This is a genomic window from Lutibacter sp., assembly GCF_041596795.1.
Classification (GTDB): domain Bacteria; phylum Bacteroidota; class Bacteroidia; order Flavobacteriales; family Flavobacteriaceae; genus Lutibacter.
This window is the reverse complement of the sequence record NZ_JBFHHX010000003.1, coordinates 50,563-66,702: the sequence shown is the minus strand read 5'-3', so window position 1 is coordinate 66,702 and position 16,140 is coordinate 50,563. Positions and strand designations below refer to the sequence as shown.

Annotated in this window: 12 protein-coding genes and 1 pseudogene; 8 read left to right on the top strand and 5 right to left on the bottom strand. The window is 30.6% G+C overall.

Going from position 1 to position 16,140, the window contains the following annotated elements:
• Nucleotides 1-1,591, top strand: a 1,591-nt coding sequence (gene feoB, locus ABY298_RS00995; protein WP_372744114.1) for a ferrous iron transport protein B, incomplete at its 5' end; no start/stop codon positions are given.
• A 117-nt stretch (nucleotides 1,592-1,708) separates the two neighbouring features.
• Here the strand turns inward: feoB (ABY298_RS00995) and feoB (ABY298_RS00990) are convergent.
• From feoB (ABY298_RS00990) to ABY298_RS00980, 3 genes and pseudogenes are all read right to left on the bottom strand, one after another.
• Nucleotides 1,709-3,918 (bottom strand): annotated as a pseudogene (gene feoB, locus ABY298_RS00990) (ferrous iron transport protein B).
• Nucleotides 3,899-4,939, bottom strand: coding sequence for a DtxR family transcriptional regulator (locus ABY298_RS00985; protein ID WP_372744113.1), 1,041 nt, complete (start codon nucleotides 4,937-4,939; stop codon nucleotides 3,899-3,901). The pseudogene feoB (ABY298_RS00990) and the gene ABY298_RS00985 overlap by 20 nt, the downstream one beginning before the upstream one ends.
• A gap of 4 nt (nucleotides 4,940-4,943) precedes the next feature.
• The gene (locus ABY298_RS00980; RefSeq protein ID WP_372744112.1) at nucleotides 4,944-5,603 is read right to left on the bottom strand and encodes a metal-dependent transcriptional regulator; all 660 of its coding nucleotides are present in this window, start codon (nucleotides 5,601-5,603) and stop codon (nucleotides 4,944-4,946) included.
• Between the two features lie 111 nt (nucleotides 5,604-5,714).
• On the opposite strand from ABY298_RS00980, the gene ABY298_RS00975 reads away from it, so the two are divergent.
• The gene (locus ABY298_RS00975; protein WP_372744111.1) at nucleotides 5,715-6,638 is read left to right on the top strand and encodes a ketopantoate reductase family protein; all 924 of its coding nucleotides are present in this window, start codon (nucleotides 5,715-5,717) and stop codon (nucleotides 6,636-6,638) included.
• Here ABY298_RS00975 and ABY298_RS00970 read toward each other — a convergent pair whose 3' ends face one another.
• A complete protein-coding gene (locus ABY298_RS00970; RefSeq protein WP_372744110.1) occupies nucleotides 6,639-7,571 on the bottom strand; it encodes a DMT family transporter in 933 nt (310 codons plus the stop codon).
• Between the two features lie 80 nt (nucleotides 7,572-7,651).
• Nucleotides 7,652-8,422 (bottom strand): patatin-like phospholipase family protein, encoded by a 771-nt coding sequence (locus ABY298_RS00965; RefSeq protein ID WP_372744109.1) that lies wholly within the window; start codon nucleotides 8,420-8,422, stop codon nucleotides 7,652-7,654.
• 118 nt (nucleotides 8,423-8,540) lie between these two features.
• Here ABY298_RS00965 and leuS point away from each other — a divergent pair, with 118 nt between their 5' ends.
• The 6 genes from leuS (at nucleotide 8,541) to ABY298_RS00935 (ending at nucleotide 16,138) form a co-directional block, all read left to right on the top strand.
• The gene (gene leuS, locus ABY298_RS00960; protein WP_372744108.1) at nucleotides 8,541-11,354 is read left to right on the top strand and encodes a leucine--tRNA ligase; all 2,814 of its coding nucleotides are present in this window, start codon (nucleotides 8,541-8,543) and stop codon (nucleotides 11,352-11,354) included.
• 100 nt (nucleotides 11,355-11,454) lie between these two features.
• Complete coding sequence (gene ald, locus ABY298_RS00955) at nucleotides 11,455-12,531, top strand: alanine dehydrogenase (RefSeq protein WP_372744107.1); 1,077 nt, start codon at nucleotides 11,455-11,457, stop codon at nucleotides 12,529-12,531.
• Nucleotides 12,532-12,611: 80 nt separating this feature from the next.
• On the top strand, nucleotides 12,612-12,869 hold the full coding sequence (locus ABY298_RS00950; RefSeq protein WP_372744106.1) for a SemiSWEET family sugar transporter: 258 nt from the start codon (nucleotides 12,612-12,614) through the stop codon (nucleotides 12,867-12,869).
• A gap of 65 nt (nucleotides 12,870-12,934) precedes the next feature.
• The gene (locus ABY298_RS00945) at nucleotides 12,935-14,395 is read left to right on the top strand and encodes a PAS domain-containing sensor histidine kinase (RefSeq protein WP_372744105.1); all 1,461 of its coding nucleotides are present in this window, start codon (nucleotides 12,935-12,937) and stop codon (nucleotides 14,393-14,395) included.
• A gap of 4 nt (nucleotides 14,396-14,399) precedes the next feature.
• Nucleotides 14,400-15,176, top strand: a complete 777-nt coding sequence (locus ABY298_RS00940) for an enoyl-CoA hydratase/isomerase family protein (RefSeq protein ID WP_372744104.1) — start codon at nucleotides 14,400-14,402, stop codon at nucleotides 15,174-15,176.
• A gap of 5 nt (nucleotides 15,177-15,181) precedes the next feature.
• Nucleotides 15,182-16,138 carry a hypothetical protein gene (locus ABY298_RS00935; protein WP_372744103.1) on the top strand — a complete coding sequence of 319 codons (957 nt, stop codon included), beginning with the start codon at nucleotides 15,182-15,184 and terminating at the stop codon, nucleotides 16,136-16,138.
• Nucleotides 16,139-16,140: the final 2 nt, after the last annotated feature.

Sequence of the window (16,140 nt, the reverse complement as noted above, 5' to 3'; positions counted from 1 at the left end):
TACCGAAACTTCCGATACTATTTCATCTAAAATTGATGCAGACTATTTTAAAGAAATTGAAAGTTCATTTAGCGATAACTCTTTATATAAATCTTGGTTGTTAATTACACAGCACGAATATTGCCACTTTTTAACCGAAGCACAAAAAAATAAAATAATTGCTTTTAAAACTGATATTGAAAAAATTAAAAAATACCAACATAAAGAAACAATTTTTAGATATCAAAGAATTAATGAAATTTTAAAAAAGACTTATAAAATAGATATATCTAAGGCAACCGATTTACGTTCTAAATTAGATAGAGTGTTAACGCACAAAATTTGGGGTTACGTTATTTTTGCCGCTATATTGCTTTTAATTTTTCAGTCTATTTTTGAGTGGGCAAGTTTCCCAATGGATTTAATTGATGGGGTTTTTGCCAATTTAAGTGAAGTAGCAAAAAATAATTTACCCGAAGGTGTGTTTACCAATTTAATTGCCGAAGGAATTATTCCAGGTATTGGTGGCATTTTAATTTTTATACCTCAAATTGCAATTTTATTTTTATTTATTTCTTTGTTAGAAGAAACCGGTTATATGAGCCGAGTGGTTTTTTTAATGGATAAAATAATGCGAAAGTTTGGAATGAGCGGAAAAAGTATTATCCCATTAATTTCAGGTACAGCTTGTGCTATTCCGGCAGTTATGGCTTCCAGAAACATTAATAATTGGAAAGAACGGTTAATTACCATTTTAGTTGTTCCGTTTACAACATGTTCTGCACGTTTGCCAGTGTATGCCATTTTAATTTCATTAGTAATACCAAGTAAAAGAATATTTGGAATTTTTAATTTACAAGGTTTAACATTAATGGCTTTGTATTTATTGGGATTTGGTGCGGCAATCTGTTCTGCTATTTTATTAAATAAAGTATTAAAAATAAAAAACAAAAGTTTCTTTTTAATTGAAATGCCTAATTACAAGGTGCCTTCAATAAAAAATGTTTTTTATGAAGTTGTTGAAAAAACAAAAGCATTTGTTTTAGGTGCGGGAAAAATTATATTGGCTTTATCAATTGTGTTATGGTTTTTGGCTTCTAACGGACCATCAGCCTATAAAAATGCCGAAAAACATGTTGCTTCTTTAGAAGAAAATGCAAATTTAAACGATGACGTGCTACAGAAAAAAATAGCATCTTATAAATTAGAGAAGTCGTACATAGGAACAATGGGTAAATTTATTGAACCAGCTATAGAACCTATGGGTTACGATTGGAAAATAGGTATTGCCTTAATTAGTTCTTTTGCTGCGCGCGAGGTATTTGTTGGTGCTTTGGCAACTATTTATAGTGTTGAAAGTGAAGGTGAAGATGTTGGAACTATTAAGGAAAGAATGGGAGCTGAAATTAATAAGGAAACAGGTTTAAAGCGATTTAATTTAGCTACAGGAATGTCCTTATTGCTTTTTTATGCTTTTGCAATGCAATGTATTGGTACATTAGCTATTGTGAAAAGAGAAACTAAAAGTTGGAAATGGCCTATACTTCAATTAGTTGGAATGGGAATTTTAGCCTATGTATTTGCCTTTTTAGCATTTAATATACTAAGTTAATGCAAGAAATATTAGCATACATAGCGTTAGGTTTGGCAATTGCTTTTTTAATTAAGAAATACGTTCTTAAATCGAAAAAAAAGAGCAACTGTTCTAATGGTTGCGACTGCCATTAACTTATATAACTATTCTCCAAACTTGAGCCACAATAAAGCAAACTACAAAACCTAAAATTAGTGGTAAAATACTTGCTATTGCAGTCCATTTTACACTTTTTGTCTCTTTATAAATAGTATAAATTGTTGTACTGCAAGGGTTATGTAACAAACTAAAAAGCATTAAGTTAACCGCAGTTAACAACGTCCAGCCACCAGCCCTTAAAATATCTCCAGTAGCAGAAACCGATTCCAATTCAAACATTACACCATCTCCAGATCCAACTCCAGCTATAGAGGCACTCATAACCGTTAGCATTAAAATAGTTGGAATCACAATTTCATTTGCAGGAATAGCAACAATATAAGCAAGAAGAATAACGCCATTTAAACCTAGTAAAAATCCGAAACCTTCTAAATTTTCTATCAACCAATGCGCAATAGTAGTATTGCCAATAGAAACATTAGCAATTAACCAAATTATAGCTCCGGCAGGTGCAGCAAAAACACATGCTCGCCATAAAACTATAAGGGTTCTATCTATTAATGATGTGTAAATTGTTTTCCAAAATACGGGTGGTCTGTACGGAGGTAATTCTAATGTAAACGAAGAAACTTCTCCTTTTAAAAATGTTTTTGATAAAAAATATGAAACAGCAAACGTAAAAAATACACCTAATAAAGCTATACTTATAACTGATAAAGTAGATAAAGCACCTGCAAAACCCGATGGAACAAGTGCACCAATAAAAATTGAGGCAATTAAAATTTGAGTTGGCCATCTGCCGTTACATAAAGAAAAATTATTGGTGATAATTGCAATTAACCGTTCTCTTGGACTGTCAATTATTCTTGTAGCCACAACACCTGCTGCATTACACCCAAATCCCATACTCATAGTTAATGCTTGTTTTCCGTGAGCTCCAGATTTTTTAAATAAATGATCTAAGTTAAAAGCAGCTCTTGGTAAATAACCAAAATCTTCTAACAATGTGAATAAAGGGAAAAAGATGGCCATTGGTGGTAACATTACAGCAATTACCCAAGCCAATGCTAAATAAACACCATCAAATAAAAAACCAGCAAGCCAAATAGGAGATCCAAAGGTAATAGCTGTTTCTTTTAGCCAAGGATGAATAGTATCTAATAAAATTTCAGCTAATAAACCTGATGGATAATTAGCACCAATAATAGTTAACCATAAAACTACCGATAATATTAAAATCATAATTGGGAAACCCCATATTTTGCTGGTTACAATTTTATCTAAAGTTCTATCAAACCTAAAACGTTTAGTTGATCCTTTTTTAAACACAGAATTTTGCGCAATTTGAGCGGCATCAGAATAAATACCTTCGGTTAGTTTATCGTGAAAACCATCTCCAATTTGCCATCTTAAATCGTTACTTTTATTTAATATATTATTTGTTTTCATGTATGTTTTGTGTCGGTATAAAAGTTTTATTCCGTAATAAATTCTCCTGTTTTTACGGCTTCAATAATGCGCTCATCACCATCTAATAAGCGTAAAGCAATCCATCTGCTATTAGGTATAGATGGATATTCTTTTTCAATTTCAGCACTTAATGTATCTAAGGCTTTACTAATTTGTTTTGGAACGTTTTTTATGCGATGTGGTTTGCAAATAATTTCGCCAGTAGCAACTTTATGAATTGTTGCAATTAACTCTTGAATTCCTTTTTTAGAACGCGCACTTGTAGGGATAACTGGAATTCCTAAGTCACGTGCCAATGTTCTATCGTCAATTTCTATTTCTAAGCGTTTGGCTTCGTCCATTAAGTTTAAACACAACACTGCTTTATCTGTAATTTCTAATATCTGCAAAACTAAATTTAAGTTTCTTTCTAATCGGCTTGCATCAACAACAATAATGGTAACATCAGGTTTTCCAAATAGGATAAAATTTCTTGCAACTTCCTCATCTTGAGAAGTTGAAAGTAAAGAGTATGTACCTGGTAAATCTACTAATTTGTATTTTTTATCGTTAAAACTATAACCGCCTTCAGCTCTTGAAACAGTTTTTCCTGGCCAGTTTCCGGTATGTTGTCTAAGTCCTGTTAATGCATTAAAAACAGTACTTTTTCCGGTGTTAGGGTTTCCTGCTAATGCAACAACAAAGTCGGTGTTTTCTACCTGTATTCCTAATTTTTTTAACCCAGAAGCGTTGTTATGTGCGCAACCGTCACAAGGACTATTTGTTACTGTTTGCATATTCATTTACCTTTTCTATTAAAATATATTTTGCTTGTTCGTTTCGTATAGCAATTGATGTATCTCTTACTAAATACGATTTTGGATTGCTCATTGGACTAATTAAATCTATTTTAATTTTTGTGTTTTTCACAAAGCCTAAATCTAGTAATCTACGTCTCATTTCACCTCTACATTCGTTAGAAATTCCAATAATTTTAGCGTGTTCATTCTCTTTTAAATTTGATAATCTAAAAATATTTTCTTCTGAAATTTCTTCCTTCAATAATTCTAAAATGGTAATATTATTAGCAACAATTGGCGCTAAAATAAACTCCTCTCCTTCAGAATGAAAAACAATACGTTTATCGTTGTTTTCAACAATATGAACGCGAGATCCAATGTGTAAATCTTCAGCTAAAATTTGTTGGTATATAATTTCGGGTTCATCTTCAATATGCTGAATCCTTCCAATGGTTCCTTCTTTAAAAGCTGGCATTGGTTTTCCGTGAATTGTTTCTACTTCTCCAAATTCTGTAGGAATTGGATCTCCGTGTGGGTCAAATCTTGGATTTCCTAAATTAAGAGCTAATTCTTTTGTTTGATTGGTGTCTAATTTATGCTCCATGTGTTCAGCAATTCCGTGCCAGTCTTTTTTATCAAAACCAGTTTTTTCTGATAAATATTTTTCCCATAATCTATGCACTCTAATAATTCTAAGTGCGTAATCCATACCATTATCAGTTAGTTTAATATAGCCATTTTTAAAGCTGATTAATTCTTTCGCCTCCATTTCTGCAATGCTTTCCAAAATTCTTATCTGACGGATATTTGTAGAAGAAATTATATCATTTGTGTTTAACGAATTACCTTCATTTTCTGCATGATACAACTTTTTTAATATGTCTTCAATCAATATTTTAGTGTCATTTTTAAAACTGTTTTTTAATCGCCAATAAATGCCTCTTTTTGGATAAAAAAGCACAACTAATAATAGTGTTGAAAGTATAAAAACTAGTAAATATGTTGCTGGACTTGTCATGGTTTTAAATTAAATTAACAAAAACATTAGTGCTTACTTTACTTGAAAGTGTTAATGGAATACCGTTACTTAATTTTACAATTATAGAAGAATCAAAATCAATTTTATCAATAATGGTAATTTCAGAATTGATAGTAATTGCATGTTTGTCTAAATACTGCAAAAACGATTTTGAGTTATCTTTTACGCATGATATTTTATATAATTTTTGTGTATCGGCATTGCTTAATAAAATGGAATTATCTAACGGAAGTGTTCCATTTTTTGTTGGAATAGGATCTCCGTGAGGGTCTTTTGTTGGATATTTTAAAAAAGCATCTAATCTATCAATTAATTGATCAGATTTTATATGTTCTAATTGCTCTGCAACTTCGTGTACTTCATCCCAATTAAAATGTAATGTATCTACCAAAAAAACTTCCCAAAGTCTATGTTTTCTAACAATGTTTAATGCAATGTTTTCACCTTTTTTTGTTAATGAAACTCCTTTGTATTTTTGGTAATTTACCAGTTTTTTATCGGCTAATTTTTTTAACATATCTGTAACTGAAGAAGCTTTTGTTTGAAGCTCTTTTGCAATTAAAGTAGTGCTTGCATTTTTTGAATTTGCAATTTTAAGATTATGAATAACCTTTAAATAATTCTCTTCTGACAGTGAAAACATAGTATTGATATTTAGTCAAATATAAAAATATTTTTAGACTTGTCTAAATTACAACATAATATTTTGATTTTTAGTGTGTAAAATTGTATTTTTGAGGCAAATTGAAAAGAAATGAATATAGTAATTTATGGAACTGGTGGTGTTGGAGGATATTTTGGAGCGCGATTGGCTGAAGCTGGAAACAACGTAACATTTATAGCGCGTGGAAAACATTTGCAGGCTATTCAGAAAAATGGATTGCAATTATTAAGTCCTAAGGGAGATTATTTGGTAAAACCAGCGAATGCAACAGATGATATTTCGGAAATAAAAGATATTGATGTAATTTTTGTTTGTACAAAAACGTGGCAAGTTGCTGAAGTTGCAGAGAAAATAAAACCAGTTTTAAATAAAAACACAATGGTAATTTCTTTGTTAAATGGTGTTGAAAATCAAGATGTTTTATGTTCTGTTATTGATAAAAAACATGTGCTAGGTGGTTTGTGCTTGGTGGTGAGTAAAGTAGAAGATTATGGTATTATCAATCATATGTCTTACGAACCAACTATTGTTTTTGGTGAATTAAATTTAGAGATTTCTGAAAGAGCTTTGCAACTAGAAAAAATATTGAATGAAGCCGGAATTACAAACCGACTTTCAAATTCAATTTTTAAAGAAATATGGACTAAGTTTTTATATATTACTACGGTGAGTGCTATTGGCGCTTTAACACGTTCTACTAATGGAGAAATGATTGCTTCTCCAGAAATATATCAATTAATGAAAGGTACATCAAAAGAAATTGTTGCAGTAGCTCAAGCAAAAGGAATTGATATTAACGAAGAAACCATTGAGAAAACTTTTAAAATAATAGATAATCAACCTTATAGTACAACAGCTTCTTTACAACGCGATATCATGGAAGGAAAACCATCTGAATTGGAAGCACAAAATGGAACTGTAGTTAAATTTGGAAAACAATTAGGAGTGCCAACACCTATAAACGATTTTATATATTATTGCTTATTACCACAGGAAAAACGAGCGAGACTTTAATTAATTGGAAATTGTTTTTTTACTAAAATTTAAAGGCTTTTTTCTACTAATTAAATACACGCCAAAAATTACCAAAACACAACTTGCAATTTTAATCCAATTAATATCTTTAGCATATTCATTATTTCCATAAGCAAAAGCATAAATACTAACCAAAATAAAACTAACAACTGGTTGTAAATAAATATAACTTCCGTTTACAGATGGAGGTACATAATTTAATGCGTAAATATTAAACAAATAGGTTAAAAAAGTTGTTCCAATAACAACAAAAGCAATTGCTAAATAGGTGTTTGTTGTAAAGGCATTAAAGTTTGTTGATATTAAATTGTTTATTCCAAAGGGAAAAGTAAAAATAAGTCCAAATAAAAACACCCAGCTAACAACAGTTATAGCCTTATATTTTTTCATTAATGGTTTTACCAATACCAAATATAAACCATAAGTACAAGAATTAAAAAACACAAATAAATTCCCTAAAAAGGAACTGTTTCCACCTGCGCTTTTGCCGTGAACAATTAAAATTATTGCCCCAACAGCGCCTATAAAAATTCCAATGTACTTGTTTGTTGTAATTTTTTCTTTTAAAATAATTGCACTAAAAATTAAAACTATTACAGGTGTAGCAGTTATAATAATAGAAGCATCAATAGGAGAAGTTAAATTTAAACCGTGAAAAAACAACAACATATTTACTGACGCTCCAAACAATCCGCATAAAGCCAGTAAAATATAATCTCGTTTATTAACCTTTTCATTTACAAATAGCTTTACTATCCAAAATAAAATTCCTGCAGCAATAATTCTAATTAAAACCAACCCCGAAGCTCCAATTTTCTCGGGCATTAAGCCTTTGGCAATTAAAAAATTAGCACCATATATTATATTGGCTCCTAAAAGGGCAAAATGGGCTTTGTAATTAGTATCGGTCAAATTGTACAGTTTATTTAAGTTGTGAAAAGTATAAAATAACCTTTAACTTAAAAAATTTAAAATTATTAATAGTAAAGAATCTATTCATTTATTGATTTTAATATTTTATCAACCTCTTTTTGTGCTAATTCATATCCTAAATCAAAAGCTTTTTTAACTGAATTAGAGTCTAATACTCCAACATCGTTTAAACCAATTGGAGTAAAAACATACTTACATTTATCAAATTTTTTCAAATTACTAGCATCTAATGCAATATGATATACTCTGTATAATAATTTTAAGGAAGAATTTATTTCAGATTTATCAATAGTAGTTACTGGATTTACAAAGCTACCAAGAATAATATCACAATCTAACAAAGGTTCTATTGGAAAATTATTTAAAATTCCACCATCAGCATACAAATTGCCTTTAATTTCAACCGGAGAAAAAATAGGAGGAATAGCAGATGAAGCAATAAGTGGCTTAATTAGTTCACCCGAATTAAAAAAATCAAGTTTTGCCTCTATTAAATTTGTTGCGGTAACGGTTAAAGGTAATTTTAAACTTTCAAAAGAATTATCAGGAAAAAACTTTTTAAAAAACAGAATATACTTTTCACTGTCCATAATACCAGGTTTATTTAAAGCATATAATGAGAATTTTAATAACGGTGTTTGTTCAAAAAAAGTTAGCATTTCTTTTGGGGTGTAGCCAGCTGCATACAGCGCAGAGACTAATGCGCCCGCACTGGTACCTGCCACTTTTGTTGGTACAATGTTGTTTTCTAGTAAAACTTTAATAAACCCAATATGAGCAATTGCTCTTGCGCCTCCGCCCGATAAAACCAAACCAATTTCCTTAGCCATTTTAGAGTTGTTTTCTCAAATTTAGCAATTTTAAACAAATAAAATCAATGTAAAAATTAGACTTTACTGTTTTCTATTTAAAACGTAACTTTGCACTTTTCAAAAAGGAATAGCAAAAATGGAATACAATTTTAGAGAGATAGAAGCTAACTGGCAAAAATATTGGGCAGAGAACCAAACATTTAAAGCAGTAAATAATTTAAATAAACCAAAATTTTATGTGTTAGATATGTTTCCGTATCCATCTGGAGCAGGTTTACATGTTGGGCATCCGCTAGGTTATATTGCATCTGATATTTATGCGCGTTACAAACGCCATAAAGGTTTTAATGTATTACATCCGCAAGGGTACGATTCTTTTGGATTACCAGCAGAACAGTACGCTATTCAAACAGGGCAACATCCAGCAATTACTACTGAAGCAAATATTGCTACGTATAGAAAACAATTGGATAAAATTGGATTTTCATTTGATTGGTCACGTGAGGTTAGAACTTCAGACCCGAATTATTATAAATGGACTCAGTGGATTTTTATTCAATTATTTAATTCTTGGTACAATAAAACAAGCAATAAAGCCGAAGATATTTCTACTTTAATTTCCGTTTTTGAAACTGAAGGAAATAAGAATGTGAAAGCAGCTTGTGATGAAGAAATTGAACAATTTTCATCAGCAGATTGGGAAAATTATACAGAAGAAGAAAAACAAAACATATTATTAAAATACCGATTAACATTTTTATCAGAAGCAGAAGTAAACTGGTGTCCGGCTTTGGGAACAGTTTTGGCAAATGATGAAATTGTAAACGGAGTTTCTGAGCGTGGCGGACACACAGTTGTTCGTAAAAAAATGATGCAATGGAGTATGCGAATTACTGCCTATGCGCAACGATTGTTAGATGGTTTAGCTAAAATTGATTGGCCACAACCGTTAAAAGATATTCAAACGTATTGGATTGGGCGTTCGGAAGGAGCTATGGTTTCTTTTAATATTGATGGTTTTAAGGATAAAATTGAAGTGTTTACAACTCGACCTGATACCATTTTTGGAGTTAGTTTTATGACATTGGCTCCAGAGCATGAATTAGTTTCAAAAATTACAACGCCAGAGCAAAAAGATGTAGTTGAAGCTTATATTAAAGCTACATCAAAACGTAGTGAGTTGGAAAGAATGGCCGATGTAAAAACAATTTCAGGTGTGTTTACAGGAGCATATGCATTACACCCTTTTACTGGTAAAAAAGTTCAAATTTGGATTGGTGATTATGTATTAGCTGGCTACGGAACAGGTGCTGTTATGGCAGTTCCTTGTGGTGATGAGCGTGATTATGCCTTTGCAAAACACTTTGGAATTGATATTATAAATATTTTTGATGGTGTAGATATTTCAGAAGAAGCATTTACCGATAAAGAAGGTTCAGTAATTGCAAATTCTGATTTTTTAAACGGTTTGCCTTATAAAAAAGCAATGAAAACCATTATTTACGAAATTGAAAAACGTGGGTTTGGGTATGGAAAAATAAATTACCGTTTGCGCGATGCCGTTTTTAGTCGTCAACGTTATTGGGGAGAACCTTTCCCAGTATATTATAAAAATGGTTTGCCGCAAATGATTGACAAAAAACATTTGCCAATTGTTTTGCCCGAAGTAGAAAAATATTTACCTACCGAAGACGGAAAACCACCTTTAGGAAATGCCACAACGTGGGCTTGGAACTGCCAAACGGCAGCGGTAGTAAGCAATGAATTGATTGATAATGTGAATATATTTCCATTAGAACTAAACACAATGCCAGGCTGGGCAGGAAGTTCATCGTATTTTAATCGTTATATGGATCCTTCAAATAACGATGAATTTGTAAGTAAAGAAGCGGTAGAGTATTGGCAAGATGTAGATTTATATATTGGTGGTAGCGAACACGCAACTGGGCATTTATTATATTCTCGTTTTTGGCAAAAATTCTTGTTTGATAAAGGTATTTTGCCTGTAGATGAATATGCTAAAAAGCTAATTAATCAAGGAATGATTACTGGAACTTCAGCTTTTGTTTACAGAGTTGAAGGTGAAAATAAATTTGTTTCAAAAGGTTTGATTGGAGATTTAAAAGTTCAACCAATTCATTCAGATGTTTCTTTTGTAAATGGTTCTGATGAGTTAGATATTGAAGCTTTTAAAAATTGGCGAGAAGAGTATAAAAACGCCGAATTTATATTAGAAGACGGAAAATATATTGTTGGTCGTGAGGTTGAAAAAATGAGCAAATCTAAATACAACGTTGTTAATCCAGATCAAATTTGTGAAGAATACGGAGCAGACAGTTTACGATTATTTGAAATGTTTTTAGGACCATTAGAGCAATCAAAACCTTGGAAAACTTCTGGTATTTCTGGAGTTTATTCTTTCTTAAAAAAATTATGGAAACTGTATATTGTTGATGGTGAATTTAAAGTTTCAGATGATGAACCATCAAAAGAAGAGTTAAAAACGTTGCATAAAACAATTAAAAAAGTTGAAGAAGATATAGCAAACTTCTCTTTTAACACTTCGGTTTCAACATTTATGATTGCCGTAAATGAGTTAACAGCTTTAAAATGTAATAAACGTGCTATTTTAGAACCATTAGCAATAATTATTGAACCATACGCACCTCATATTGCTGAAGAATTATGGAAAAATTTAGGGCATACAACTTCTGTTTCAACAGTAGATTTTCCTGAATTTAAACCAGAATACTTGGTTGAAAGTACTAAAGTATATCCTGTTTCATTTAACGGAAAAATGCGTTTTACTATTGAGTTGTCGTTGGATTTAAGCGTACAAGAAATTGAAGATATTGTAATGGCTCACGAAAAAACACAAGAGCAATTACAAGGTAGAACACCTAAAAAAGTAATTATAGTTCCGGGCAAAATAATTAACCTAGTTGGATAATATGTTAAAGTATTCTTAAAACAAAACAAATACGTTAAGAATTCTGTTAAGAAGAGGTTTAAATTGACTTATTTTGTTTGAAATTTAAAAAATATTAATAATGATTATAGGTCTTCCAAAAGAAATAAAAAACAACGAAAGCCGTGTAGCTTTAACTCCGGCTGGTGTTTTTGAGTTAACTAAAAAAGGTCATACTGTTTTGGTTCAAACAAATGCAGGTTTTGATAGTGGTTTTACAAATGAAGAATATGTGCAGGCAGGAGCTTCAATTTTACCATTAATTAACGATGTATATGCCCAAAGCGAAATGATTGTAAAGGTGAAAGAGCCTATAGAATCGGAATATGCTTTAGCAAGAGAAGGACAAATAATTTTTACTTATTTCCATTTTGCTTCAAACCAAAAATTAATTGATGCAATGGTAGCTAGCAAAGCTATTTGTATTGCATATGAAACAGTTGAGGATAAAAAAGGAACGTTGCCTTTATTAACTCCAATGTCTGAAGTAGCTGGAAGAATGGCAATTCAACAAGGAGCAAAATACTTAGAAAAACCTATTAAAGGAAAAGGTATTTTATTAGGAGGTGTACCAGGTGTTCGTCCAGGAAAAGTATTAATTTTAGGAGGTGGAGTAGTTGGAGTTCAAGCGGCAAAAATGGCAGCTGGTTTAGGAGCAAGAGTTACTATACTAGATATAAATATGGACAGACTTCGTCATATTAACGATGTTATGCCTAATAACGTAATAACAGAATATTCTAACGAGTATACTATTAGAAAACATATTAAAGATTCTGACTTAATTGTTGGAGGTGTTTTAATTCCAGGAGCGAAAGCGCCAAAATTAATTACTAAAGATATGTTAAAAGAAATGCAACCAGGTACTGTAATTGTAGATGTTGCTGTAGATCAAGGAGGTTGTTTTGAAACAACTAAAGCTACAACACATGAAGATCCTATCTATATTATAGATAATGTTGTGCATTATTGTGTTGCAAATATGCCAGGAGCTGTTCCTTACACTTCAACAGTTGCTCTTACAAACGTTACGTTACCTTTTGTATTGCAAATTGCAAATAAAGGATGGCAAAAAGCTTGTGAAGAAAATGAAGGCTTAAATAAAGGTTTAAATATTGCAAAAGGTGAAATAATTTATGATGAATTACTTTCTAACTAATTGATTATTTATATATAATGTTCTTAAAATCCTTCCATTTCGGGAGGATTTTTTTATTAGTTTTGACAAAAATTTTATAAATGATAGACAAATTTGAAATTATTGGTTTAATAGCAGCTGTTTTAACAACATCATCCTTTGTACCACAAGTTTATAAAACTTGGAAAACTAAGTCCACAGAAAGTTTGTCCTTACCAATGTATGTTATATTTTTTATTGGTGTTATGCTTTGGCTAGTTTATGGTTTTTATTTAAACAGTTTTGCAATGATAGTTTCAAATATTGTAACAGGAGGATTAGCATTGTTTTTGGTTATTCTAAAATTAAAGTATAAATAAACACATGGTATATTTGTTGATAAATAGAATGTAATTTATTACTTATATTTACTTCAAATTAAATCATGAAAATTAAGCAGCTTTCTTTACGGATACGTATATTTTTTGCAATGATATTGCTAATTCTATTAGCATCAATTTTAATTGCAGCCGTTACAATTTATCAATATAAAGAGCAAACAGACGAATACAATCAAGGTAGATTAGAACGTAAAGAAGAATCTGTTAAAGCAGCTATTAATTATTGGTTAAATAGTGGTAATGGAAACACATTTCCAGTAATTACCAAAAACTTGCCTTTTATTTTTAAAGATAAAATATATGAAATTGCAGATATTGAAAAATTAGAAATCAATATTTACAATTTAGAAGGAGAAATAGTTAAAAGCTCTCATGCTGGTTTTGTTCCAAGCGATGCCCCTCAAAAACTTCCTCAAGAAATATTATATGTAGTAAGCAATAGTTACGATCATAGATATGTAAATGATAAAATTATTAATGGCCGTAACCTTCAATCTTCCTATACATTTATTACAGACAGTAAGTTTAAACCAATAGGTATTTTAAATTTACAATATGTACAAGATAATACCGATCAAGAAAGAGATTTAGAAGAGTTTTTGGTAAGAATGGCGTATGTTTATTTTTTCATGTTTTTAATTGCCATTGGTTTAGCATATTTTATTTCAAGTTATATTACCAGAAATATAAAAGCTGTTACCGATAAAATGAGGCAAACAAGCCTTAACAGAACCAATGAAAAAATTATTTTAAGAGATGCAAGTTCCGAGATTTCTACTTTAGTAAATGCCTATAACAAAATGGTGAATGAATTGGAAATTAGTGCTATAAAATTAGCTAAAGGAGAACGTGAACAAGCTTGGCGAGAAATGGCTAAACAAGTAGCACATGAAATAAAAAATCCGTTAACTCCAATGCGTTTAACAGTACAAAGTTTTCAACGAAAATTTGACCCAGCGGATCCTAAAATTAATGAAAAACTTAATGAATTTAGTAAAGCTTTAATTCAGCAAATAGATACGTTAAGTTCAATAGCGTCTGCTTTTTCAAATTTTGCTAAAATGCCATCGCAAAACAGAGAAGAAATAGATGTTGTTGAAGTTGTTAAACATGCTTTAGATATATTTAATGAAGATTATATATCATTTTTCCCAAAACAACCATCAATTATTGCTAATTTAGATAAAAATCAGTTAATTAGAGTTGTAACAAACCTTGTGAAAAATGCCGCCCAAGCATTAGAAGAAATAGATGATGCAAAAATTGAAGTTACCGTTTCTGAAGAAGAAAACAACGTAATTATTGTAATTGCAGATAACGGAAAAGGAATTTCAGAAGAAGATAAAGATAAAGTTTTTGAGCCACAATTTACCACAAAGTCAAGTGGAACAGGTTTAGGTTTGGCTATGGTTAAAAATATTATAGAAGCTTATAATGGCACTATTTCTTTTACATCGCAAGAAAATGCCGGAACAGTATTTAAAATAATAATTCCAAAAAAATAATTTTATGAATTTTGAAAATATTTTAACAGACAAAAAAGGGTTAATAGGATTTATAACCATTAACAGACCTACAAAATTAAATGCTTTAAATAAAAAAACTATAGAAGAGTTACACATAGCGTTTAAAAGTTTTAATGATAACAGAAAAATTAAAGTTATTATAATTACAGGTAGCGGTGAAAAAGCTTTTGTTGCTGGTGCTGATATTTCTGAATTTGCCAATTTTAGTATAGAAGAAGGAACTGAATTAGCTAGAAAAGGTCAAGAAATTCTATTTGATTATATTCAAAATTTAGAAACACCTGTAATTGCAGCAATAAATGGTTTTGCTCTTGGAGGCGGTTTAGAATTAGCAATGGCTGCACATTTTAGAGTTGCAAGTACCAATGCAAAAATGGGTTTGCCAGAAGTTAGTTTAGGTGTAATTCCTGGTTATGGAGGTACGCAACGTTTACCACAATTGGTTGGAAAAGGAAAAGCCCTTGAAATGATTATGTCTGCAAGTATGATAAGTGCTGAAGAAGCAAAAAACTGGGGATTGGTTAATTATGTTGTAGAACAGTTAGAATTATTGCCTTTATGTATAAAATTAGCCGATAAAATTAGTAAAAATTCCTCTGTGGCTATTGCTGCAGCAATTAAAGCTGTTAATGCAAATTATACCAATTGTGTTAATGGTTATGCTGTAGAAATTGAGCAATTTGGTGTAAGTTTTGGTACCGATGATTTTGCAGAAGGCACTACAGCATTTTTAGAAAAACGCACACCTAATTTTGAATAATTTTTATGAAAAAATATCTTTTTTTATCTCTTTTACTTTTTAAAGTTGTAACATATAGTCAGTTTTCACCAATAAAAAACTTCGATTATAAATTACTTGAAGGTAAAGTTTTATACATTCCTCAATTAAATTTTGATGAAGATTCTAACAAAATTCAACGTTTTTTAAAAAATGAACAATTTGATAAAATTGCTACAGAAAAAGAAAAAATTGAAGAATATAATAGAATATGGAAGTTGGCAATGGAACAATCTAGCTACAACGCAACTCCGTATGAAATTGTAGATTTTAACTTTAAAGAACTCAAAAAAGCAAAAGACCCAAAAGCCTTGGTATTAAAGTATTTTACCGATGGTTTTTATAACGATTGGGTTTTATTGGTTTCAATGGGTCCAGATACTACCAAAGATATTGCAAGAGCTTTAATTACTGGAATTGATTTAACTAAAGTTGAAGACATAAGATTAATGATTAATATGCTCAATTTTTCATTAAATGAAGCTTCAGAGTTACATGAAAATGAATTAACAACCGGTTATTCTGATGTTAGAAATAATTATAAAGAGAAGTTTTTAAAGTTTTATGAAAACATTAATAATCTTACTTTTTTGGCCGTGATGGATGAAAGTGAAAACGAAAAAAAAGCCGACAAAAGAAATGAAGATATTAAAGAAGGACTTGAGGAATGGAATTTATGTAAGTATGAAATTATTACAAAAGAGGAACTTGAACAAAGGAGGTTAAACAAAGAAAAAGGATCGTTTTATTGGAGAAGTTTTGCAATGCGCACGCAAAGTCCACTTATTGTTCTTCAAATAAATGTTATTTTAAATACAGAAAATGATGAGGTTTATTTTTATAAACAACTTGGTTCAAGAAGATTAAAAGGCTCAACAATAATTGATATTCAAGATAACATTAAAAACAGAGCCGAACGCTACAAAAAACAACTTTTAAATTAATT

Coding starts and splice junctions, on each gene's coding strand:
- ABY298_RS00985 (WP_372744113.1), bottom strand. CDS start 4,939: ATGACAAGTCCAGCAACATATTTACTAGTTTTTATACTTTCAACACTA.
- ABY298_RS00980 (WP_372744112.1), bottom strand. CDS start 5,603: ATGTTTTCACTGTCAGAAGAGAATTATTTAAAGGTTATTCATAATCTT.
- ABY298_RS00975 (WP_372744111.1), top strand. CDS start 5,715: ATGAATATAGTAATTTATGGAACTGGTGGTGTTGGAGGATATTTTGGA.
- ABY298_RS00965 (WP_372744109.1), bottom strand. CDS start 8,422: ATGGCTAAGGAAATTGGTTTGGTTTTATCGGGCGGAGGCGCAAGAGCA.
- leuS (WP_372744108.1), top strand. CDS start 8,541: ATGGAATACAATTTTAGAGAGATAGAAGCTAACTGGCAAAAATATTGG.
- ald (WP_372744107.1), top strand. CDS start 11,455: ATGATTATAGGTCTTCCAAAAGAAATAAAAAACAACGAAAGCCGTGTA.
- ABY298_RS00950 (WP_372744106.1), top strand. CDS start 12,612: ATGATAGACAAATTTGAAATTATTGGTTTAATAGCAGCTGTTTTAACA.
- ABY298_RS00945 (WP_372744105.1), top strand. CDS start 12,935: ATGAAAATTAAGCAGCTTTCTTTACGGATACGTATATTTTTTGCAATG.
- ABY298_RS00940 (WP_372744104.1), top strand. CDS start 14,400: ATGAATTTTGAAAATATTTTAACAGACAAAAAAGGGTTAATAGGATTT.
- ABY298_RS00935 (WP_372744103.1), top strand. CDS start 15,182: ATGAAAAAATATCTTTTTTTATCTCTTTTACTTTTTAAAGTTGTAACA.